16 protein-coding genes are annotated in these 22,336 nt (G+C 59.6%); 7 read left to right on the forward strand and 9 right to left on the reverse strand.

Features of this window, described 5'->3' with window-relative positions; all coding sequences use genetic code 11:
• The first annotated feature begins 68 nt into the window (after nucleotides 1-68).
• Nucleotides 69-1,520 carry a sulfatase family protein gene (locus TBK1r_RS23870; RefSeq protein WP_145216454.1) on the forward strand — a complete coding sequence of 484 codons (1,452 nt, stop codon included), beginning with the start codon at nucleotides 69-71 and terminating at the stop codon, nucleotides 1,518-1,520.
• Between the two features lie 177 nt (nucleotides 1,521-1,697).
• Here TBK1r_RS23870 and TBK1r_RS23875 read toward each other — a convergent pair whose 3' ends face one another.
• From TBK1r_RS23875 to argH, 4 genes are all read right to left on the reverse strand, one after another.
• Nucleotides 1,698-2,123 carry a hypothetical protein gene (locus TBK1r_RS23875; RefSeq protein ID WP_145216457.1) on the reverse strand — a complete coding sequence of 142 codons (426 nt, stop codon included), beginning with the start codon at nucleotides 2,121-2,123 and terminating at the stop codon, nucleotides 1,698-1,700.
• A 122-nt stretch (nucleotides 2,124-2,245) separates the two neighbouring features.
• Nucleotides 2,246-3,091: a hypothetical protein gene (locus TBK1r_RS23880; protein WP_145216459.1), complete on the reverse strand. Its 846-nt coding sequence runs from the start codon at nucleotides 3,089-3,091 to the stop codon at nucleotides 2,246-2,248.
• 1,869 nt (nucleotides 3,092-4,960) lie between these two features.
• Nucleotides 4,961-5,311, reverse strand: coding sequence for a hypothetical protein (locus TBK1r_RS23885; RefSeq protein ID WP_145216462.1), 351 nt, complete (start codon nucleotides 5,309-5,311; stop codon nucleotides 4,961-4,963).
• Between the two features lie 184 nt (nucleotides 5,312-5,495).
• Nucleotides 5,496-6,875, reverse strand: a complete 1,380-nt coding sequence (argH, locus tag TBK1r_RS23890; protein WP_145216465.1) for an argininosuccinate lyase — start codon at nucleotides 6,873-6,875, stop codon at nucleotides 5,496-5,498.
• Nucleotides 6,876-7,007: 132 nt separating this feature from the next.
• On the opposite strand from argH, the gene TBK1r_RS23895 reads away from it, so the two are divergent.
• Nucleotides 7,008-9,767 (forward strand): hypothetical protein, encoded by a 2,760-nt coding sequence (locus tag TBK1r_RS23895; protein WP_145216468.1) that lies wholly within the window; start codon nucleotides 7,008-7,010, stop codon nucleotides 9,765-9,767.
• A 15-nt stretch (nucleotides 9,768-9,782) separates the two neighbouring features.
• Here the strand turns inward: TBK1r_RS23895 and TBK1r_RS23900 are convergent, their stop codons facing one another.
• From TBK1r_RS23900 to TBK1r_RS23910, 3 genes are all read right to left on the reverse strand, one after another.
• Nucleotides 9,783-10,760, reverse strand: coding sequence for a type II secretion system F family protein (locus TBK1r_RS23900; protein WP_145216471.1), 978 nt, complete (start codon nucleotides 10,758-10,760; stop codon nucleotides 9,783-9,785).
• A gap of 58 nt (nucleotides 10,761-10,818) precedes the next feature.
• A complete protein-coding gene (locus tag TBK1r_RS23905) occupies nucleotides 10,819-11,790 on the reverse strand; it encodes a type II secretion system F family protein (RefSeq protein WP_095742355.1) in 972 nt (323 codons plus the stop codon).
• A gap of 72 nt (nucleotides 11,791-11,862) precedes the next feature.
• The gene (locus tag TBK1r_RS23910; RefSeq protein WP_095742356.1) at nucleotides 11,863-13,179 is read right to left on the reverse strand and encodes a TadA family conjugal transfer-associated ATPase; all 1,317 of its coding nucleotides are present in this window, start codon (nucleotides 13,177-13,179) and stop codon (nucleotides 11,863-11,865) included.
• Between the two features lie 320 nt (nucleotides 13,180-13,499).
• On the opposite strand from TBK1r_RS23910, the gene TBK1r_RS23915 reads away from it, so the two are divergent.
• A complete protein-coding gene (locus TBK1r_RS23915) occupies nucleotides 13,500-13,754 on the forward strand; it encodes a hypothetical protein (protein ID WP_145216474.1) in 255 nt (84 codons plus the stop codon).
• A 9-nt stretch (nucleotides 13,755-13,763) separates the two neighbouring features.
• On the opposite strand, the gene TBK1r_RS23920 is transcribed toward TBK1r_RS23915, so the two are convergent.
• On the reverse strand, nucleotides 13,764-14,768 hold the full coding sequence (locus tag TBK1r_RS23920; RefSeq protein ID WP_145216477.1) for a Gfo/Idh/MocA family protein: 1,005 nt from the start codon (nucleotides 14,766-14,768) through the stop codon (nucleotides 13,764-13,766).
• A 577-nt stretch (nucleotides 14,769-15,345) separates the two neighbouring features.
• Here TBK1r_RS23920 and TBK1r_RS23925 point away from each other — a divergent pair.
• From TBK1r_RS23925 to TBK1r_RS23935, 3 genes are all read left to right on the forward strand, one after another.
• A complete protein-coding gene (locus TBK1r_RS23925; protein ID WP_372895464.1) occupies nucleotides 15,346-15,738 on the forward strand; it encodes a thioredoxin family protein in 393 nt (130 codons plus the stop codon).
• Nucleotides 15,739-15,882: 144 nt separating this feature from the next.
• Complete coding sequence (locus tag TBK1r_RS23930; protein ID WP_145216480.1) at nucleotides 15,883-16,761, forward strand: UDP-N-acetylmuramate dehydrogenase; 879 nt, start codon at nucleotides 15,883-15,885, stop codon at nucleotides 16,759-16,761.
• A gap of 76 nt (nucleotides 16,762-16,837) precedes the next feature.
• A complete protein-coding gene (locus TBK1r_RS23935; RefSeq protein WP_145216483.1) occupies nucleotides 16,838-17,749 on the forward strand; it encodes a cell division protein FtsQ/DivIB in 912 nt (303 codons plus the stop codon).
• Nucleotides 17,750-17,790: 41 nt separating this feature from the next.
• Here TBK1r_RS23935 and TBK1r_RS23940 read toward each other — a convergent pair whose 3' ends face one another.
• On the reverse strand, nucleotides 17,791-20,838 hold the full coding sequence (locus tag TBK1r_RS23940; protein WP_419580333.1) for a choice-of-anchor D domain-containing protein: 3,048 nt from the start codon (nucleotides 20,836-20,838) through the stop codon (nucleotides 17,791-17,793).
• A gap of 449 nt (nucleotides 20,839-21,287) precedes the next feature.
• Here TBK1r_RS23940 and argC point away from each other — a divergent pair, with 449 nt between their 5' ends.
• Entirely contained in the window at nucleotides 21,288-22,334 is a 1,047-nt protein-coding gene (gene argC / locus TBK1r_RS23945; protein ID WP_145216489.1) for an N-acetyl-gamma-glutamyl-phosphate reductase, read from the forward strand.
• Nucleotides 22,335-22,336 lie beyond the last annotated feature (2 nt).

Genomic DNA, 22,336 nt, shown 5'->3' on the forward strand with positions numbered 1-22,336 from the left:
CTCGTGAACGCAAACTGATTGGCGGCTGAACTTTGGAATTCGTTTTAGGTACGCGACGAGGATTGAAAATGCATCACTTGTACTTATTCCGTCGGCTCGGCGCGGTCGCCGTCCTGTTGGCTGTCGCAGCTGGAGTCTTGGGAGCTGACCGACCGAACGTTTTGCTGATCACGGCCGACGACTTGGGGCTGCAGCTTTCGTGCTACGGCGACCCGATCGCAAACACCCCGAACATCGACCGACTGGCCGATCAGTCCGTTCGCTTCAAGACCGCTTACGTCAGCCAGGCGTCGTGCAGCCCTTCACGCTCATCGATGTTTACCGGACTCTATCCGCACGGGAACGGACAGTACGGATTGCTGAACGCCGACGTCGGCTTCCGCGTTCACGAACCACTCGTCGACTCGTTGTTGCCCAACGTCCTCAAGAGTCATGGTTATCGAACCGGCATCATCGGCAAACTGCACGTCGGTCCCGAAAAAGCGTTCGCGTTTGACATGCGGCACGGCGAAGGTTTCGGCAGCCGAGACGTTCGACTGCAAATCGATTTCGCTCGCGAGTTCCTGACACAGTCCGGTGACGAACCGTGGTTCTTGATGTTCAACCTGTTCGATCCGCACGTGGCGAGAAAGCCCCTGCCGGGAGGTCGCCGCGGACCGCAGTTCTTCCCCGACTCGGTCAAGGGCCTGCCGAAGAACATCCTCGCACCCGAAGACATCGTTCCCTGGCCATGGCAACAGATCGACACATCGGAGCAGCGGAAAAAGATCGCCGGCTATTACAACTGCGTGCACCGCATCGATGCGGCGATCGGGATGCTGGAATCCGTACTGCAACAGACAGACAACTGGAACAACACGCTGATCGTTTTTCTCGGCGATCATGGCCCGCCGTTCACGCGTGGAAAAACCAGTTGCTATGAATCCGGACTCCGCGTCCCCTTCCTCGTCCGCTGGCCCGGCGTCTCGCAGCCCCACGCCTCCGATCGCTTGGTCAGCAGCGTGGACATCTACCCGACGATCCTGGACGCGGCCGGCATTGATTTGCCCTCGCACCGCCACGGCAACTCGCTCCGCACTGTCTTGAATCAGCAGAACGACGCGGCTGATTGGCGCCGCACCTTGGTCGGCGAGTTCCACTACCACGGCGCGACCCCGTTCTTTCCGCGACGAGCGATCACCGATGGATGGTACAAGTTGATTCACAATTTACGTGCGGGCGAGACGACCGCGTCGGATTCGGTCGACGGAGACCGCGCTTACGCCGAAGCACAAAAGCTGCCCACAGACCACCCCGCACGTGTGGCAATGGAAAGGCTCAAGAACCCGCCCGAGTGGGAATTGTACGATCTGGAAAACGATCCGATCGAATTCCAGAACCTGGCCGGGGACACCGACGTTGCTGACGCCCAATCGCGACTCCAACACGCTCTGCAGCAGTGGCAGGCACAAACAGAAGACCCATTCGTTGACCCCGACTTTCGCGATGCAGTCCAACAACGACACAAGCCGAAACCGTAACTTGAACTTGCCCTGCCGGCGTGTCTGATGGAGCACAAACAGAAGAATGAGGAGCAGAAAACGAAGAACAACTCGATAAAGCTCATCGGCGGGATTGACCGGGGCTGAGCGGAAGGGCAGCCGGTTACCAAATCAACCGTCGAGGCCTCCGTGTCCTGCTCATTGTTCCCCCAAACATTACTTCGCCCCAAGGTCACTCGGGTCGGCACTGAGCAACTCGATTCTTGCCTCAGGGTGCTTCAGGGACTTCACTTCGCTCTCAAGCTTTGCAACTCGCTCGACCAAGACGCCAACCATGTACCGCAATTCGTCGTCATTCATGACGGAAACGTTCTTGCGTGCCCAACTCGGCAATTGCTTCAGTTTCTGTTCTTGCATGTTAGAAAGATTCGACAATTCAAATTTCAGACGAACAACGGATGGATGCTCCTCTCCATGTTTCTCCAGAAGAAGTTCATAGTCCGCAAGTTTTTCAGCATGAAGTCGGTTTAGTTCTTCAAGTATCGATAGTCCAATCTCGTCTCTCGGGATTGGATCCTGGGCAAGCAACAGTCCAACAGAAAATGCAAGTCCGGCGACAAGGACTAAAACGTTCGTGCGCATCGGTCATCTCTGTTTTCTATGAATAATGGTTTGCGTATCATTTGAGGCGCAAGTTCGGCAAACGCATTGCGATCCATCCGCCCATGCGGAGGAACAGTGATCGATCGGATTGTGGCCATGGTTCATTTTTCAGGCAACAATCCGGAAGGAATCTGATCGACCCGTTTTTTGTCACGAAGATTGATCAATCGTTCTAACTCAACAGTGACATCGTCCCCGTTTTCGAGACGTCGTTCAAGAATACGGATTTCTAGTGGCAAAATGTCCAGAAAGTAACTGTCGGCATCTGGCGCACCAATTTCCTTCTCACGGTCGAGTAGCCACTGAAGACACTTTATCTGCATTTCTACGTAGTTTAGGCCGTTGTTTTGTTCTAGCCATTCTTTGAGTCCGCCTGCATCATCAAAAGGTGTCCCTTCCCAGTAGGGTTTGGGGTGGTCCTTTCCATCGCGTCCCTTACGGCTATAGCCGTATCGAGAATAGTCGCGAGGACGGTCTTGGAGTTGGAAATAGATGTTCCAAAAGCAAGCATCGCCCACGGAGTTCCCGGTGTAATGATTTCGAAAATTGATGGACTGCCGTTCGTCATCGAGGTGCTCGACCAAGAATGGTATGGAAGCTCCTTTCAGTTCATAAAGTTTGTTGAACGCCTCTTGGCAAGAATTGAATTTCTCGCGTCGCCTCTCCGCGTCCTCGGATTCACCATTGATCAGTTGAGCATTCCCTTCCGAATCGACAACTTTTATGTTGGGATTGATGATCGGCTGATTGCTCGCGTCATCGTGGCTGAAAACCAATTGTTCGATCAGTTGTCGAATTTCCGCATCGCTGATGGATTTGGCGGCTGCAGTCGCGGTTGCGTCAGCGGCTGGTGATTCGGACGAATGTATGGATGAACGATCGGAGTCCCCTCCGTTGCAACCCGAGAGCAAGATGCCAATCAGCAGAACAAATGCCAGTTTCCTCATTTACGACCTCAAGGGTTGGCCACTCAATGAATCACGATCCATTGGCAGAGTCGGAGGAAATGGGATAGACGGGGGCGCACGAGCTTTGTCACCCACCAGATGGGCCGGTGGTGGGACTCGATTAGAACGGATGCTGGCCGAGAGTGCCAGCGATTGAGACCATGTGAACGCCAGTTCCACGTCCCACGCTATCCCAACCGGCCGGAGCTCACCCTGACGCGTCGCAACATGAGTTAGGACACTTGTGAAAGGCCTAGCATCCCAGTTAGATCGACCTCCACCAGCAAAGGTCATTGTGCGTGTGCGAATGCCCCGCTCCTGCATACCGAGCAAGGTATCGCCACCTCCGGAACACGCCCCCACCCCCCTCCACGACCCCGGACGGGCAACGCTGTGAAGCATCTATTCCCTGCGTTTGACGAGGTGTTAGCGGCAGGGCGCAAGCCCTCCGGTCCCTCATCATTCCCGAAAGACCGGAGGGCTCGCGCCCTACCGCTAAAAAAATGCTGCGGGCTGACGGCGCCCGTAGGCTCGCGCCAAACGGCTGATTAAATCAACAAGCCGTCACACCGCCGGCAGACACTGTGTCTGCCCTCGGGGCATCACCCAAACACCACGCTTGCTGCGATCGTTGCCACTTCCTCCTGACCGTCCGCTTCCCGAATTTCCTGGCCGCAGTTCATCAGCGCTGTGCTGGCAACGGCGTCTTGATCTCATGGGTGCACTTCCAGCATCCGAAGCCGCTCGACTCCCCAAGATCGGCGCGTCGTGTGTTCGGTCGGATTCGTCGTTCAGTAAAAGAAAAATACCCTCTGACCACACGACGCAAGTGACGGGGGAGTCATGCGCCTGTGGATCACACGATGGGCCACGAGAGATCAAGACGACTGCTGCACCAAGACGCTGACGAACTGCGGCCAGAGGATTCAAGAAGCTGGCGTCAGCCTTGCTTATCGCCGCATTCGGGGAATCATCAGATGATCAACAATTGGAGTTGTAGTTGAGAGGCCATCATAGCCGACGATACCAGGCCCAAGCAAGAATTACGTGATCACAAACCGTTGCGCAAAAATGGACCAAGTGGGCTGATGTAGGTGAATCCCAAGAGCACGACAACGCCAGAAATCACGAGTGCAGAAATTAGAAACACGAAGATGCAAGCCTTGATTATCGCTTGATGCTGAGTGCCGGGTTGATTGGCTGGTGGAGTGGACGTTTCTCGAGACGTTTCGTACGGGTTCATGTGCACTACGAGTACCTGAATGGTCGGCTCGGCCTTCGGCGCCGTTGCCACCAAGTGAGTTCGGCAAGTCTTGCGACGATGGATGTAGACGAATCGCGTGATTGTGTAAGTTAGATAATTGCCCACCGATCCATCACCCGCAAGAGTTCGATCGGCGCAACATCAACGCGAACCAATTTCAGTGCGACCAACGGCGGTGGTCACCGCGTCGGCGCGATGGACCGGAACTCCAATACCAACTCGACTCGCCGACTGCGGTGCACCACATGGTTCACACGGATCGGCCACGACGACAGTTTGAGCCATCATCGCTGGCGGCCAATGTACTCGATTGGAATCGCCGAGGGAAATTCGAAGCGTCTGGCTCAGACTTGTCTTCGCTGGACAGTCACGATGAAGCCCGGAGGGCTGGCACAGTGTTTGCCGGTGGTGTCATCCACCGGTATTCAGTGCAACGAAGCACAAAGGACTGAAGGGCCGGCACAATTGTTCTCTTGGCCGCCCGGGCCTGAATACTCTATCGGCCCGCCGGGCCTTGAGCGTTGCATGGAATCCATCCCCGGTGGCTGACACCACCGGCAGACACTCTACCGGCCCTCCGGGCCTCAAACACATCACCTACTCCTTCACTCCATTGCGTTGGCTGATTTGATGCGAACGTGCAGGACGCTCAACGCGATGAAAGCAACCAGCGCGGCGTAGCGGATCACGCCTGCTTCGAAGACGACGGTTGCGAAGCCGAGAATGATCGCCAAGAAAACGTAGACTGATCGATCGATTCGACTGTTTCGATAACGTTTCGCGACGAGCGCAATGCTATAGCTGAGCCAGGCGATGGCGAATAGAAAATTGACGTACACGCCCCAACCGGCGCGGATCCCGGTCACGCGGAAAGACTCTCTAGCGGTCACCTCGACCGCGTCGCGATGGCTCCAGTGATGAACCAATCCGTAGCTTGCGGCAATGTGAATGGTCATGAACATGGAACCGACCAACCACAGCCATCCGTATGCCGCTTCGACTCCTCGAGGGTGCGTCGGCAAGGCCGCAGGTGCCTTGCCCTGTCTTGCGAAAAGTACGCGACAGAATGCGCCCGCAAACCACGCCACGCAAGCCAACCAAACGGAGACTCGAACAAGCAGGAACTCGAGCATCGTCGCACTAACTTGCCAGACGCTTGGTCCAGGCGGTGATTTGGTCGCGGACTTGGTCGGGGGCGGTGGAACCGTAGCTGGTGAAGGCGGCGATCGCGTTTTGGGTGCCCAGGACGTCCAGGATCGATGCGTCGACTTCGGGGGCGTGTTGCTGCATCGTCTCCAGCGGCAACTCGGCCAGCGGAACATCGGCGGCCATCGCGGCGCCGACGATCGCGCCGACGGCGTGGTGCGCCGTCCGCTGCGGCATGCCTTTCTTGATCAACCATTCCATCAACGTCGTCGCATCCAAATAACCTTCTTCGATCCGCGCCGCAATGCGTTCGCGCTGCAACACGCTGCCGGCGACGATCGGGATCGCCAACTCCAGCATCGCGATGATGGTGTCAAAGGAATCGAACAACGGCGGCTTGTCTTCTTGCAGGTCGCGGTTGTACGCCAGCGGCAGATTCTTGACCAGCAACATCAACGTTTGCAGATTGCCCATCACCCGCGCCGACTTGCCACGCGTGAGTTCCAAGGTGTCTGGATTGACCTTTTGCGGCATGATGCTGCTGCCGGTGCAGAACTGTTGCGGGATCTTGATGAAGTTGTATTCGACGGTGCTCCACAAGATCCATTCTTCCGCCCAGCCGCTCAGGTGGGACGCGATCATGGACAGCACAAAGGCCGATTCGAGGATGAAGTCGCGGTCGCTGCTGGTGTCCAGGCTGTTGGCGGTGACGCCATCGAACTCGAGTGCCGCGGCGGTTTGTTCGCGATCGATCGGCAGTGTGGTTCCGGCGACGGCGGCGACGCCCAGCGGCGATTGATTGACGCGTCGCCGGCAATCGGCGATTCGATCGCGGTCGCGTTGGAATTTTTCGATGTAGGCCAGCCAGTAGTGCGGCGCGAGCACCGGCTGGGCGCGTTGCAGGTGGGTGTAGGCCGGCAGGATGACGTCCATGTCACCGTCGCATCGGCTGAGAAACGAACGCTGCAACGCCTCCAGCAAGCCGTCGACCTGGTCGAGTGCTTCGCGAATCCAGATCCGCGCGTCGGTGCTGACCTGGTCGTTGCGGCTGCGGGCGGTGTGCAGTTTTCGGCCCACGTCGCCGATGCGGTCGATCAGCGCGGACTCGATGTGCATGTGAACATCTTCCAATTCCAGCCGGATCGGGAACGCGCCGGATTCGAATTCCGATTCGATCTGCTTCAAAGTGTCGCGAATGGCCGTGAAATCTTTGTCGCTGATCAATCCGACGGTGCGCAGCATGTCGGCGTGGGCGATCGAGCCCCGAATGTCTTGGCGGAACAAGCGGCGGTCGAAGCTGATGGATTCGGCGAACGATTCGAGTCGGGCATCGGTGCTGGCCTCGAAAACACCGCTGCGAGAGGGGCTATCCACGGTCTGGCTATCCAAAAAAGGTCGTGTGGGAGATAATCAGTGCTGCGGGACAGTATCGCGAAGTCCCGGGTCGATGACGACCCGGCGGACGGACGCGAATTAGCCGTGTGATTTTCTCCCAAGGATTTTCTGATGCGTTGTATGCGATCCACGTTCGTGCTGCTGTGTGTCTTGTGCTCACAGACACTCGCTTCACCGGCGGCCAACGCGGTCGATGTCTTGGCCTCCGCCGTGCTCGCGCCCGGCGACCAGCTGTACGGCATCGCGACGATTGAGTTGCCGCTGGCCAACCCGATCATCGGCCAAGCCCCCCGGCCGTTGACCGTCAGCAGCGATTCAGGGCGGGTTTTCTATCCGGTCAGCGAAGACGTGGAGGCGCGGATCGTCCCCCCGTCGGAGCGACCGGTGCCGCAACCGGGCAATGGCCGATTGCTGGGTCGGCTGGGCAATCTGCTCCGCGAGATCACCGACAAAGACGCCCCGACGAGCCAGATTGTCGCGCGGCGGGCGACGTTCTTGTTCAAGGGCGACACGCCGCTGCGGGTCCGCGTGGCCGACGGTTTGGGTGAAGTCGGCGAGTATGAATTGAAACCGACCCGCGACGCGACGGTGTATCGCGTGGCGCTGGCCCGCTGGTGGAACACCTATGCGGCCAATGCGAAAGAACAAATCGACGCCGGCGATTATCCGCCTTGGGTGGAAAGCTACTTGGTCGCCATGCTGAGCGGTAGGACAGACAACGCGTTGCCGACGTGGTTCACCGAAACCAAGGAGCAGGGCGATCCCTTGTGGGCGACGCTGGAATACCTAGGCGGCGCCGAAACGGTCACGCAAGAAGTCTTTCGTCGCACCGCCGCGGGGCTGACCGATGTCAATCTGCCGGCCAAACAGCGTCACGATGCCGCGGCGATGGTGGCGTTGCCCGAAGGCCCTAAATGGAAAGCCCCGACGCTGGGGCCGATCGATGACTCGGTGGTCACCGAACCGATCGCGACACGTGTGCCGCCGGAGTGTTTTTACCTGCGGTTCGGACAGTTTTCCAATTACCTGTGGTTCCTGGATTTGGCCGAAGAGTACGGCGGTGACGTCGGCCGCATGATCAAACTGCGTGGGACGGAAGTTCAATCGACGGCGCAATTCCAACGCCAGATTTCGGTCAAGATCAACCAACTTTCCAGGACGCTGGGGCCGACGGTCGTGCTGGACCAGGCGGTGATCGGACGCGACTTGTTCACCAGCGACGGCGCGTCGATGGGCGTGATCCTGAAATCGGCCAACGCGTTTCTGTTGCGTTCGTCGCTGTCCTCGGATCGTTCCAACCGCGCCCGCGGCGACGAAGCGGTGACGTTGAAGACGATTAAGATCGCCGGGCGCGACGTGTCGTTTCTGTCCAGCGCGGACAATTCGGTACGCTCGTTCCTGGCCGAAGACGACGGCTATTTCTTGATCACCAACAGCAAGACACTGGTGCGGCGTTTCTTCGAAGTCGGGCAGAGCGGTGAATCACTCGCCGCGACGGACTCGTTTCGATTGTCACGGTCGCTGGTGCCGACCACACGCGACGACACCATCTTTGCGTACTTCTCGCCCGAAATGCTGCAAGGCTTGGTCTCGCCGCAATACTTGATCGAACTGCGTCGCCGTTCCCGGGCCGAAAGCGATGTGGCCCTGGTTCACTTGGCACGACTGGCCGCGACTGCGGAGGGAGTCACCGCGGATGGCGATTGGGGATTGGGCGTCGAAGAGCTGATCGAAACAGGATTTCTGCCCCTTTCGTTCGGCAACCGCAGCGACGGCAGCGGCGTGATCTCTGTCGGCGATCAAGTGATCGATACGTTACGCGGCGTCCGGGGAACGTTCGTGCCGATCGCGGACATCGAAATCGAATCGGTCACCCGACAGGAGTTCGATTGGTACACTCGGATCGCCAATGAATACAGCGAACGATTCCCGCAGATCGACCCGATCATCGTCGCGCTGCGTCGCGAAGACATCCCGGGCGACGACACGCTGGAACGGATCTCGATCCATGCCGAGATCGCTCCGCTGACCCCGGAAAAGTACGGCAAGTGGGCCAAACAACTCGGCCCGCCGACGTCGGTCGCGATGCGATTTGCGCCCGACGACATCGTCTCCGTCCAAGCTCACGTGGCCAGCGCCCAAATCGGTCCGCCGACGCACCTGTTTGCGGGCATCAAGGACACATTTCCGCCGGCGCCGGACCAGTTCGACGGAATCCTGAAGACGTACTGGGCGCTGCGTGAGTTGCCGGCGTACTTGGGCGCATGGCCGCAACCGGGGGCGTTGGACCGATTGCCGTTGGGGCTGGGGCGTGGTCGACCGGTCGGCCCCGGAATGTCCAAACTGCTCGGCGGCTTGTACCGATACAGCGGCGGCGGTTTCAGCGTGCTGTCGTTTCAGCCCGAGATTCTCAACGCCACGCTCCCGTTCCTGGAAGCGACCGACGTGGGACAACCGGCGACGGCTCGCGGACGCGTCGGCAGTTTGCTGGGCAGCCAACTCGAAGGCTGGGTCAACAACGAGCTGTATCAAAACGCGGCCCAAGCCAGTCGGGCGGGCGCGGAGTTTTTGAATCTGTTCTCCGAGCAACTGCACGTCGGTCCGGACGAGGCGATCGAGCAAGTCACCCTGGTGCTAGGCGTGCCGCTGCAATGCCCGCTGGGCGGTCAGTACGAGTACGACCCGATCGAGAAACGTTGGCGAAGCACGGCGTGGAGCGGCAACGAACCGCTGGCAACGCCACCGGCCGATTACGTCGCGCCGTTGTTGAATTGGTTCCGCGGCGGACGGTTCACGATGACGCAGTATTCCGACCGCCTGGTCGCCGACGTGGAGATCACCGTCGCGCGTGGCGCGGGAGATGGGTACTGAATACTGGGTACTGGCCTATTGACTGAGCATGTTGCGGTACATGCTGATGCCGGCCGGTCCGACGAGGACGACGAAGATACCGGGAAAGATGAACAAGACGAGCGGGAAGATCATTTTCACCGCGGTCTTGGCCGCTTTTTCTTCGGCGATCTGACGTCGTCGGGTTCGCATCGCGTCACTTTGGACCCGCAAAGCGGCGGCGATGGAGGAGCCGAATTTATCGGCTTGGATCAAGATCGACGCGAGTTGTTTCAAGTCATCGACGCCGCTGCGGAAACCGAGTGCCTGGAGCACTTCGCTACGTGATCGCCCGAGCTGAAGTTGCTTGTTGGCGATTCCAAATTCTTCGCCGATCTCCTTGTGACTCTTTTCCATTTCGTCGGCGACTTTTCTGAGCGCCTGGTCCATCCCCAGACCGGCTTCGACACAGACGACCATCAAGTCGAGTGCATCGGGCAGGCCGAGGAAGATTTTTTCCATCCGCTTTTTGGCCATCATCCCGAGCGCGAATTTCGGGATCATGAAACCGATGATCAGCCCGCCGCCGACTTTGATGATCATGTCTTGGCCGAAGCCGTTGGCGAACAGCCCGTAGGCGCTACCGATGAACAGTCCCAGCGCGGAAGCACCGAGCTGGATGGTTTTGTAGACGACCGGTGCGGCTTCGCGTCGGAAGCCGGCGTTCATCAAGATTTCGCGGAGCTGGCCCATCTCCTTTTCGTTTCCGCTGACCTTGCCGGCCAGCGGCGTGGCGGCTTTTTCCAGGTAAGCGGTCAGGGCTTCGTTCTTTTTGCTGGCGGTGTCATCACCCGCGGCGGCAGACGCTTGGCCGGCGCGACGCTTTCGCATCATGTCCAAACGCGCTTCGGCGCGAGGCTTGTCGTCTCCGGAGACGCGTGCCAAGACGAACCACATGCCCACGGTCACGAACAGAAAGATCGCACCGGCGGTGACGTAGACGGGATTGAACGAAAGGGCTAGCAGAAGGGTCATCGTAAGGATCCGGTTGGCCGGTAAAAGACGGGTCTGACGGTGAAGGGTGGGATTCGTGTTAGACTTTGATCGTGATGATCTTTTTGATCACCAAGGCGCCGATGATCTGGGTGATCAATCCGAATCCGAGCATGTAGCGACCGATCTCGTCGGTGAACAGCATCATCACGTATTCGTAGTTCAGTTTCAGCATGACCAGGAACAGCACCGGTGGCAGGGCCAGCAGCACGGCACCACTCATTCGGCCTTCCCCGGTCAACGCTTGGATCTGGCCGAGGATTTGCAATCGTTCGCGAATCAGGTGTCCGATCTTGTCCAAAATCTCGGCCAAGTCACCGCCGGTTTGACGCTGCAGAACGACGGCGGTGGCAAAGAATCGAAGGTCCATGTTGGGGACCCGATCGGCCATGTCTTCGATCGCTTCATCGAGCGGGATGCCCAGGTTTTGTTCTTCGAACGCACGCCCGAACTCGCGTGCCAACGGGTCTTCCATTTCTTTGGACACCAAACCGAAACCGGCGTTGAGCGAGTGGCCGGCACGCAGCGACCGACCGAGCAGTTCGAGGGCTTCGGGCATCTGGTTGCCGAACTTGGAAAGTCGACGTTTTCGTTTGACCATCAGCCAACCGACCGGGACGAGTGCGAAGATCGGGCCGACGAAGATGGCCAGCAATTTGAACGGGCTGGCGATGCACAGGGCGACGCCGGCACCGAAGGCACCCAGACAGATCATCGCGAATTGTGCCGGTGGCATCCGCACGTCGGCCTGGTCCAGATACTCGCCCAGACCGGGCAGGCTCTTCATGATGCTGCCGATGACCCCGGAGGCATCTTCAAAGCCGCCCTCCATCAGCAACGAACCGGTTTCTTCGGCTTGTTTCCCGCCGCTGACACGACGCCGCGACGCGATTTGCGCCAGCCGGTCTTCGGTCGCGGTATTGTCACCGCCGGGAACAAGCATGTTGGCAGCAAGTGCCACCAAGGAGGCGACAAAGATGCCGACGGCGATGATGATGACGGTACCGGTCATGTCAAATCAGGTCGTTGAGGTTGGGAGAAGTCGTTGAGTCGTAATCGGGTGGGGTCGTGGGGGCGGGCCGCCCTACGCTTGCATCATGGTTCGCTCACGGAACGCACTGGATGGCAATCGCACGCCGGCGGCTTCCAGTTTGTCCATGAAGGTCGGTCGGACGCCGGAACATTCGAAGGTTCCATAAGCCTTGCCGTCTTCACCGATGCCTTTTTGATCGAACTTGTAGATGTCTTGCAGCACGATGGTGTCTTGTTCCATCCCGACCACTTCGGTGATCGCGGTGACACGTCGGGGTCCGCCCTGCAAGCGGTTGGCTTGGATCAGTACATCGACCGCACCGGCGATCTGTTGCCGAATCGCTTTGACGGGCAACTCGAAGCCGGCCATCATGACCATCGTTTCCAGACGGGCGATGGCGTCGCGCGGAGTGTTGGCGTGAAGCGTGGTCAACGAACCGTCGTGACCGGTGTTCATCGCCTGCAACATGTCCAGTGTTTCACCGCCACGACATTCCCCGATGATGATCCGTTCGGGACGCATCCGCAGGGCGTTCTTGACCAGGTCGGTGGCGGTCACCGCTCCGTTGCCCTCGATGTTGGGCGGACGTGTTTCCAGCCGCACGACATGGTCTTGTTGCAACTGCAATTCCGCCGCGTCTTCGATCGTCACAATCCGGTCGCTGTGACCGATGAAAGACGAAAGCGTGTTGAGCAGTGTGGTTTTACCTGAACCGGTACCGCCGGCGATGATGCAATTGAGCCGGGCTTTGATGCAACCTTCCAGCAACATCACCATTTCCGGGGTGAAGGCTTTGTAGTTGAGCAGGTCTTCCAGCTTCAACGGGTTGCTGCCGAAACGTCGAATACTGACCGCGGCTCCGTCCAGGGCGAGCGGGGGAATGATCGCGTTGACCCGCGAACCGTCTTCCAGACGCGCGTCCACCATCGGGCAGGTTTCATCGACGCGACGTCCGACCTTGCTGACGATCCGGTCGATGATCTGCAACAGGTGCTTGCCGTCGCGGAACTCCACGTCGGTCTTCTGCATCTGGCCGCCCTTTTCGACATAGATGCTCTTGGGGCCGTTGATCAAAATATCGCTGACCTTGGGGTCTTTGAGGATCAATTCCAGCGGCCCGAGCCCGAAGGTTTCGTCCAACACCTCGTCGACGATGCGTTCGCGTTCTTGACGATTGAGCAGCGCATCATCGGCATCGCAGAGGTGTTCGATGACGACGCGGATTTCGCGACGCAACGCATCACCCTTCATGTCTCCGACGCGTGACAGGTCGAGCTTGTCGACCAACTTGCCGTGAATCCGAGTCTTGATTTCTTCGAATTGATCTTGGCGACTATCCGCTTTGCCGGGCATTGATCGAGTTGCCATATCTGTAGTCTCGTCCTTAGGATTGCGCGATCGCGAGGTGCGGGGTGGGTGAAATCGTGTCGCCTCGCCGTGTTGGCAGGCAGACCGGCCAACTGTCCCGTGCGAGTCGTTTGGGTTGTGCGGGTCATCCGGGCCAGCCACCTCGGCAAAGACCGCCGAACGCTGGATGCGGGAATGAACCCTGGAAAAACATAGGATGCAAAACCGCGACATCGGCAATCCGATTGGATTTTCTTGCCGACAACCAAACCGCTTGATCGGCAAGGGGTAGACGGGCCGAGACGGACCAAACGTGTCCCCGGTGGCCCAAGAATTCGCGCATGACAGCCACCACCGAGCCAACCGAACTGCGGCCCCCACCCCAGTCCCCTCCAATCGCGTCACCGTCGATCGAACACTGTGACGCGCTGATCGTCTCGCTGACCTCGCAGCGTTTCGTGATCGTGCGTCGTGGAGACAAGATCCGGCTCTGGTCGGCCGAACAGCTCTGCCGGCCGATCCGATTGCTGCGACCGGGCGAGCGGGTGTATTACAACGGACGGCTCGAGACGGTGCGTGCGCTGACGGTCTACTGAATGTCCGGTCTACTGAGTGGCCGGACGCTGGGCGGGAAGCAGGACGCGTTGTCCCGTTTCGTGGCTTTGGCGGGCCGCTTGAACCACGGCGGCGGCTTCGTAGGCATCGACCAGACCGCCCAGGTCACGGACCAAACTGGTCACGCTGCGATGGAATTGACGCAGCATGCGTTCGCCGACCGGCGATTCGGTCTCCAACGATTCGACATGGCGGCCGGCATCATCGAACCACACCAGGCTGCTGGGCAGATCGATGAAGGCGACACCGTTTTCGCACTGGATTTTCATCGCCGCCGGCGAACGAAAGCTGGCCGCTTCTTTCCAACGACTCGGCAGCGTGCCGTCGGTGGCGATCTCCGCGATCACGCCTTGAGCCGGCGAGCAGTCGTATTGAAGCATCAATGATTGGAACGTGTTTACCTCGCAGACCGACGTGACGCAGTGCGGCGTTTTGCCGACGACGTAGCGGCACCAATCGACCAGCTCGACCAATTCCGAATCGTCGGTGCGACAGGCCGACGGCCCGGCGTCGCAGGGTGTCCGGTCGCTGATCGATTGGCGATGCACGCGGATCAGCCGTGGCGGACCCAGGCGTGTCGCGATCAACTCTTTCAACCGCAGCGTCGCCGGGGCGAATCGACGCGGCAATTCGGCCATGAACGATACGCCGCTCTGCTCGATCGCCCGCAGCACCGCATTTTGACGATGCGGATCAAAGTCCAGGCCGGCGGCCCAGTAGACCGCCTTGCCCGCCTGGCAGGCGGCCAGCGCCGGCAACCAGCCGAGCCAACACTGCTTCAAAATCAACACGGCGTCGATGTCGCAGCGGTAGACCAGACTGCGATAGCCGTCGATCGGGTCCGCCTGGAACTCGGCGGCGGTGGATTCGGCTAATTTTGAAATCGTGCTGTAGACCGCACGGACATCGAACCGATCGTCCAGCATGCGGAGTGCCGGCCGGTAGCGTGTTTGCCACAGATCCCCCAGCCCGATCAGTCCAATTCGAAGCTTCATCAGGTCGACGTCTCATTTCCAAACAAGGGCGTGCATCGTTCCGTTCTCGCGACACGTGCACTTGCGTACACTTGCCATTTTAGCCGGGCGGTCTTCCGATTGGCACGCCCCAACTTGTTGTCTAACAGCAGCTTAGCGACTGGGCGGCGAATTGGCTCTCGGGTGCTTCAATTTAGCACGCTGAACCGCAATTTGATAATCACAGAAATCTAATCAGCACGGCTTGAAGCCGACCCGGGCAGCCATATACTCCGCCCAGTCTACCCGGACCCTGCCTTCGGAAGCTTTTCACCAGGCGTTCCAGAATGGTTCTGGGGAGGACAGAGGCGAGAATTCGTTTGTGAAAGACGATCTCACCTTAGGGACGATTGTTGGTCAGTTGGGCGCCGATCGAGACGGCGAGCCGAATCGATGCGGGGACACGCCGGGTTGATCAACAACGGGAAAACTAGCCCTCGGCGGTTCCTCGTCTGAATGAATCGACATCTTTTCATCGCTTTTCATTCAAATCACCGACATTGTGTCGCCATCGCCGAACGGTAATTTTGCTTGAAAAAAGGAGCTAGGAATGGTTTCGTTGCTGTTAGCTGTAGTGCTTGGTAGTGTCACGTCGGCATCGTTGAAAACCGATTACGCCGAGGCTTACCGAGAATCGGTAGCACAGGACAAGCCGTTGATGGTCGTCGTGGGAGCACCCTGGTGCCCGGCGTGCAACGTGCTGAAACAGACCACCTTGGAGCCGATGGCCCAAACCGGAGAGTTGGACGAGGTGAGCGTGGCGGTGTTGGATCGCGATGCGAACCCCGAGTTGGTCAAGCAGTTGACCAAGGGCGAGCGAATGCTTCCCCAGATCATCATGTTCACCCGCACGGGCGGGGGAGAGTGGAAGCGTCATCAATTGAAAGGCTATCAAACCCAGCAGCCGGTCCGAAATCTGATCCGCTCGGCCGTTTCACTGGGACGCGGTTGAACGCTGCCGATCGGCGGCGAGTGCTCCGGCGGTGAAGTCGAGCGACTCCGTCTACCTGAAACGCGTCACGGGCCGTTATGATTTCGCTTGGCCCGCGACCGTTTCTCGCGGGCGAAGCTTTCGATTCTGACGTGCTAGCCAACCATGACGATTCCCGAACACCTTCAGCACCTCATTCGCTCCGATGAGCCCCTCGCCCCCTTGGTCTGGCTCGGGATCGGCGGTCCGGCCCATTTCTTCGCCGAACCGGTCGATGCTGAGCAGATCGTCCAAGTCGTCACGTGGGCCGCAGAAAACGACTTGCCGACCCGTGTGCTGGGTTCGGGCAGCAATCTGCTGGTGCGTGAATCGGGCTTTGACGGTCTGGTCATCACCCTGGGTGCCGCCGCGACCAGCGCGTTGTCGATTGACGGAGATCGGCTGACCGCGGGCGCCGGAGGCAAGCTATCGCATGCGGTGGTCAAAGCCGTCGGCGGCGGGCTGGGCGGACTGGAACACCTGGTGGGCATCCCCGGCACGGTCGGTGCTGCGGTCGTCGGCAACGTTTCCAGCGGGGGCCGCGACATCGGCTCGGCTGTCGAACGCGTCCGGGTGCTGCAGCCCGACGGCTCGATCAAGCAGTTCGATCAGGACGAGGTCGGGTTCACGTACCGCAAGACGGCGTTGGACGGTTTGACGATCGTCGAGGTCGACTTCAAGCTCGAAGCCGCCGACCCGGTCGCGTTGACCAAACGGCTGCAAAAACTGTGGATCGCCCGCAATGCCGCTCGACCGGCGGAAATCGAGCGGATCGCGATGCCGTTTATCGATCCCGACAGCATGCCGGCGCGAGAATTGATCCAAAGCGTCGGGCTGGCCGGGATTCGCGAGGGCAACGTGGCGCTCGATTCGGCGCGCCCCCACTACCTGGTCGCCCATACCGGGGCGACCAGCGACGAGTGCTTGAAATTGATCGAACGGGTTCGGGAGCAGGTCTTGCTGCAAACCGGGATCGACTTGCAGCTGAATCTTCAGATTTGGTAAGTCTGGGGGGACGTGCTGCGTGGCCGATCGGAATCGGCCGGCAACGGCGTGCTTTATCCAGGGAAGGTGCGGCCAGATGGCCAAGCAAAGCGAGCAAACCGATCATCGCCCGATCCGCAGCATCCTGCGCCGATTGATTCTGGCGCCGGCGGCCTGGTCGTTGATCTGGCCGATGCTGTTGTTGATCGGCTCGTACCTCGCCTATTCACGCTGGTACGCCGAGCATTTCGCCCAGGCCTACGGAAGCGTGGATCCGCAATCGATCACGATTTCCCCGCCGCATGAGTACGTGCGGACCGATTTGGTGGCGGAGGTTTATGACGAAACCCGGTTGACGGAATTGTCGCCAGCCGATCGCAGTGTGACCGCGAAACTGGCGTCGGCCTTTGCCAGCCACCCTTGGGTCAAACATGTCCATCGCGTTCGAAAACTGCCGTCGGGCAAGTTCGAATTGGACTTGGATTACCGCCAACCGGTGGCGGCGTTTCATGTCACCGGGGGCGAGAAATGGAAACAGATGATCGCCGAGCACCTGAAAAGTCTCGGCTATCCGGTCTCGGACGTGAACGGTTATCTGCCGCTCGATGGCGAGGGGATGCTGCTGCCGACGGCCGGATTGACGTACGACGATGCGATGGAATTGATTCACATCGAAGTCTGGGAGCTGTACCCGACCGGCAACGAGGGCACGCCGTTTGGCGACCGCCGCGTGGAGTCGGCGGCGTTGTTGGCCAAGCTGCTTTCCGCCGTCCGCGATCAAATCCGAATCGCCAAAATCACCGTCAGCGGTGACTCACGCCTGAATCTGGTGCCCCAATTGGAAATCATCACCGGCGACAACACCCACCTGTTTTGGGGCAGCCCGCCGGGCATGGAACAACCGCGGGAACGAGACGCGCGAGCGAAGCTGATGGACCTGTTGAGCGGAAACTACGTCCCCGGCGGAGACCTCAGCATCGCCGCCGGCACGCCATCGTCGCTGCGATAGCCGGGAGGCTTCGGTAGCCGGAAACACTTGCGCGAAATGCTTCAAAGCGTCTTCAGGAACCTGAGCCCGAACTGGCCGTAGTCGAGTCCGTCGACGTCGCCATCCCGATCGGCGTCAAATTGCGCGTTGAAATCCGGCGAGGTGTTGGACAGCAGGAACGATAATCCGAAGCGTCCGTAATCTTGTCCATCGACGTCGCGATCCCCATCGGAATCGCCGAACAGGCGAAAGAACGCATCGGCACGATCGACCGCGCCGGCGTCGGTGCCGAACAACAGATCGTTGCGCATCGGATAGGGTTCGACGGCCAGTGACATCGCCGCGGACGATCGCACGCGGAGTTCATAGTCGCCGTCGTCTAGCACGACGGGGACGCCGGCGGCGTCTTCGAAGGTCAGCAAGACTTCAGTGCGACCGTTGAAATCCACCGGCGTCGCCTGGATCGATTCGACCGACTGACCGCTGGTGACGTTTCGAATTTCAAAGGCCTGCGAGAGCGATGGATGGTCGACGCGTTGGTTGTAGACGACCGTGACCGAATCGAGTTGGCTGCGCGATCCGGCACCCTGGTTGACCTCGACCCGCTCGACGCGGAGATCGGTCGCCAGTCCGGACACGGGGACGCTGAACACGGACTCGTTGGCGTCATTGCTGGAGATCATGATCGTCGCGTTTCGCCGTCCGGCAGCGGTCGGATCAAACGTGGCGTCGAACGTCGTCGATTCGCCCGGTCCGACCAAGACAGCGGGGGACCGCGTGATTGAAAAGTCGTAGCTGTGGGTTCCGAAGATCGCGAGCGACGACAGGTACAGATCCATGCCGCCTTCGTTTTCGATCGTGAACGTTTGCGTGTGAGAGTCGGCTTGGACATCGACCAATCCCATGTCGGTCCCGTTGCCGATCATCGCCGCAGCGCCGTCGACGATCGACAATCCCTGATCGCCCCGCAACGTGATCTCAGGCAAAACAGGATCATCGTTGATGATCTGACCGTCGGCGGCCAGCGCGACGGGGTCGACTTGATAGGTTCCGCCGGTCGGAACAGACAACTCGATGGTGTAGGTCTCGTCAGGCTCAAAATCGGTGTCACCGCGAATCTCGATTTCCAGTGACTGGAACGTCTCACCGATCTCAAAGAAGACCGATCCGGAAGCGGGAGAAACGAAATCCTGAAGATCGGCCGACATCGCGCTGCCGGTGGGGAAGATGCGTCGCCAATGGACCTCGTGGGCTCGCGTGGGCAGTCCGGTGCGAAGGATGGTGAACTGGTGCGTCGAACCGATCCCGGCATCCCCTTCGTTGGCGATCGTCGCGGTCGCTTCGATGGAATAGATCGACACGATTTCTTCAACTTCCATGGCGGCAACGCGGTCGGCCACGGCAAACGTTGCCGCGTCCACGATGTGCACTTCAAAGAACTCAGGGCCTTCGGCAGTTGCGTCGTCAACGATCGGGATCAGCAACGTCCCGCTGCCGTTGAGCATCGAAACGGTTTGCCGTAGCGGTCCGCCGAAATCCGAGGGCTCGGTCGAGTTGGGAGCCGGCTGGCCCGGCGCCGATTGACGCACCGAACGAACTTCGACGATCACATCGCCGTCGCCGCCAGCGCTGTTGGTGAGTGTGAATTCCGCCTGTTCACCCTCGGCGACCGTTGCCGAGGTGGCGGTGATCGAGACCGATGCGACGCCGGGATCGACGAGCGTTCCGCTGATCCGATACTGCCCCAAGCTGCCATAGTCGCTGTAACCGAGCGGGTTGGCCACGGCGTACGGCGCCGGCGTCGGCTCGACCACGGCGTCCAGTGCGGCGTCGTAGGTTCCGTCGCGTGGGACGCCGTCGATTTTTACGAAGTAATCACCGGCGGCAAGCGGAATGTCTTGCAGGGAAGCCGACAGCGATGTTTGGGGATTGGAATCGACGAGGAAGGTGCCCGAGGAATCGTACAGTCCCGCCCACACGTCGAGGTTCGGTTTGTAATCGAGTACATCGATCTGCAGCGAGACGTTGCCACCACCGGTGGAGAATTGAAACCAATCAACGTCGTCGTTTCGTTCGATGATGCCGAACGCATCGACGGCGACCGAACCGGATTCGCGGAGCGGCGAGGCGGAGGAAGGATCGTTGGCGTGGTCGTCCGCGGTGTAAGGGAAATTGGAACTGCGGGTGATCCGTTGCAAGTCATCTTCATCGGTCCGACTGGCATCGTAATAATCGCCCTTGCTCCACTGGGTGACCTGTTTGCTGAACGGCGATCCCATGATCGGTCCCCAACCGGTGGATCCGCTGCCGTGTCCGCTGTAGTACGTCCTGCTGCCGGCGCCGTCATGATGGAGCCCCAGTTGGTGACCGACTTCGTGGCTGGCCGTCTCACTGCCCGTGTTGAGACCGTTGTTGTAGACCAGCGCGGGTTCGTCCTGTCGATCATCAAAGGCGCCCAGGTAAGCGTGACCGCCGCAACTGCAATTGGCAAAGGTATCCTTCGTCATCACCACGCGTGTGCCCCATCGCGTGTCTTGGCTGCCGTTGTAGCGAAGATCATCCAGATCGCTGGGCTCCTGCGTGGTGACGTTGACGTCAAACGGCGCGAAATCCTCGGCGAGGATTTGCCAAATCTGTTGAATCAACTCCAGCCGTGCATCAGAAAAGTCCGATCCCGTTCCGCCCCAATAGTTCGGGTGCTCGATCACCGACAATCCGTAGCCGGTGTTCCAGCTCGTGTCGGTCGTCGTGTGTCCGTCGAAGTCCAGGTAGATCGTGAAATTGGAATCCGGTCGACTGTGCAGCGTGAACGTTTCGTCCAAGGAAACCAGAGCGGACTCGCTGAGGCCGTCGTCGCCGCCTTCGGAAGCGACTGGGAAGTCGCCGTCTGGAATTGTATTGCCGGGGGTTTCATCGCCGCGACCTTCACCGACCAGCGGCGCGATCCCCTGGATCGGTGGGACCGGGCGACCGGGAGCCAGCGGGCCATAAAACCGCTCGATCAACCGGGCGTCGGTTTCGTAATCGCCCAGCGGGTCTGCGCCAGCAGAACCCAGTCGCGCCGCCAACAAGCGACGTGATTCGAGTTTTTGGTAGCTCAGGCGGCTCAACCAACCTCTGTGGACCCGGCGCATCGTGAGTGATGATTTCGTGCGTACAAATGACAAGTGGACGTGCAGATTCCTGGTCGCGAACCGCGTCACATTCGGCTAGCTTTGCAGGAAACTGCGCACGTGCAAGCGCCCGAAAAAAACAGCGTGAACCGTATCACAACCCCTTTAACGTAATGCCTTTCCGGTGCCAAATGGTCATTTGTCTCGTTACCGACGATCGAAATCGCCGAAGCGTGCAAAAATAGACCGTCGGCCCTGCCGCCAAATCGAAGCCGGCGGGGGTGCCCGATCGCAGGCGCGAACCCGGTGATGTCAAATGAATAGCAGCCGTTTGGCGCAAGCCTACGCCCCCCCAAGAATCGCAGCAGCCCGAAGCTGGCCCTCCTCGCGCGGGTGCGACCAACTGATGTTTCCGTCCCCTTTTTTCCCGAACTGAAAACCGCTCCATGTCGCTTTCTGTCGCCCTGATCGGTGCCACCGGATACACCGGATTGGAAGTCGCCCGATTGCTCACCCATCACCCCCACGCCGAACTGGCCATCGCGACGGCGCGGGCAGAAGCGGGCAACCCGATCGCTTCGGTGCATCCTTCCTTGGCCGGGCGTCTGGATCTGGAACTGGAGGAATTGGACCCGGTTCGGATCGGCAAACGCTGTGACGTCGCGATGTGCTGTCTGCCCCATGCGGCGTCGGCCGAGACGGTCAAGCAACTGGTCGATGTCGGCGTCCGCGTGATCGATTTCAGCGCCGATTTCCGACTCTCCTCGTTGTCCGTTTACGAGTCGTGGTACGGCGTGAAGCACCCCTGGCCGGAGCGGGTCGGCAAGACGGTGTATGGGTTGCCCGAATTTTTTGCCGAGGAGATCGCGGGTGCCGACGTGGTGGCCAACCCGGGGTGTTACCCGACCAGCGCGATTCTGCCGTTGGCCCCGTTGATTCGCCAGGGACTGATCCGCGGCGACGACATCATCATTGACAGCAAAAGCGGGGTCAGCGGCGCCGGTCGCAGTGCGAAGGTCGGAACACTGTACTGTGAAACGAACGAATCGATCGCCGCCTACTCGGTCGGCTGTCATCGTCACCAACCGGAGATCGAGGATCTGGTGGGGCGGATTGCAGGGCCCGAAATCGAAGTGTTGTTCACGCCGCACCTGACCCCGATGAGTCGCGGCATTCTGTCGACGATTTACGTCCGTCCATCAGAGGGGTTGGCCGCGGAATCGGCGGGCGGATCGAGCGACGCTGCGGTTGACCGGGTCATGCAGTGTTGGCGCGATTGTTACGCCGACAGTCCCTTCGTGACCCCCGTGGATCACCTGCCCGCCACCGCACATGTTGCGGGAACAAACTATGTTCAGATGTCGGTGCGTCGCTCGGGCGAGCGGTTGGTGCTGTTGTCGGCGATTGATAATCTGTCCAAGGGCGCCAGCGGCGCCGCGGTGCAGAACATGAACGTGATGTTCGGATATGACCAACAATCCGGTCTAGGCTAAAT

It is taken from the genome of Stieleria magnilauensis, assembly GCA_007753675.1.
Taxonomy (GTDB): domain Bacteria; phylum Planctomycetota; class Planctomycetia; order Pirellulales; family Pirellulaceae; genus Stieleria; species Stieleria magnilauensis.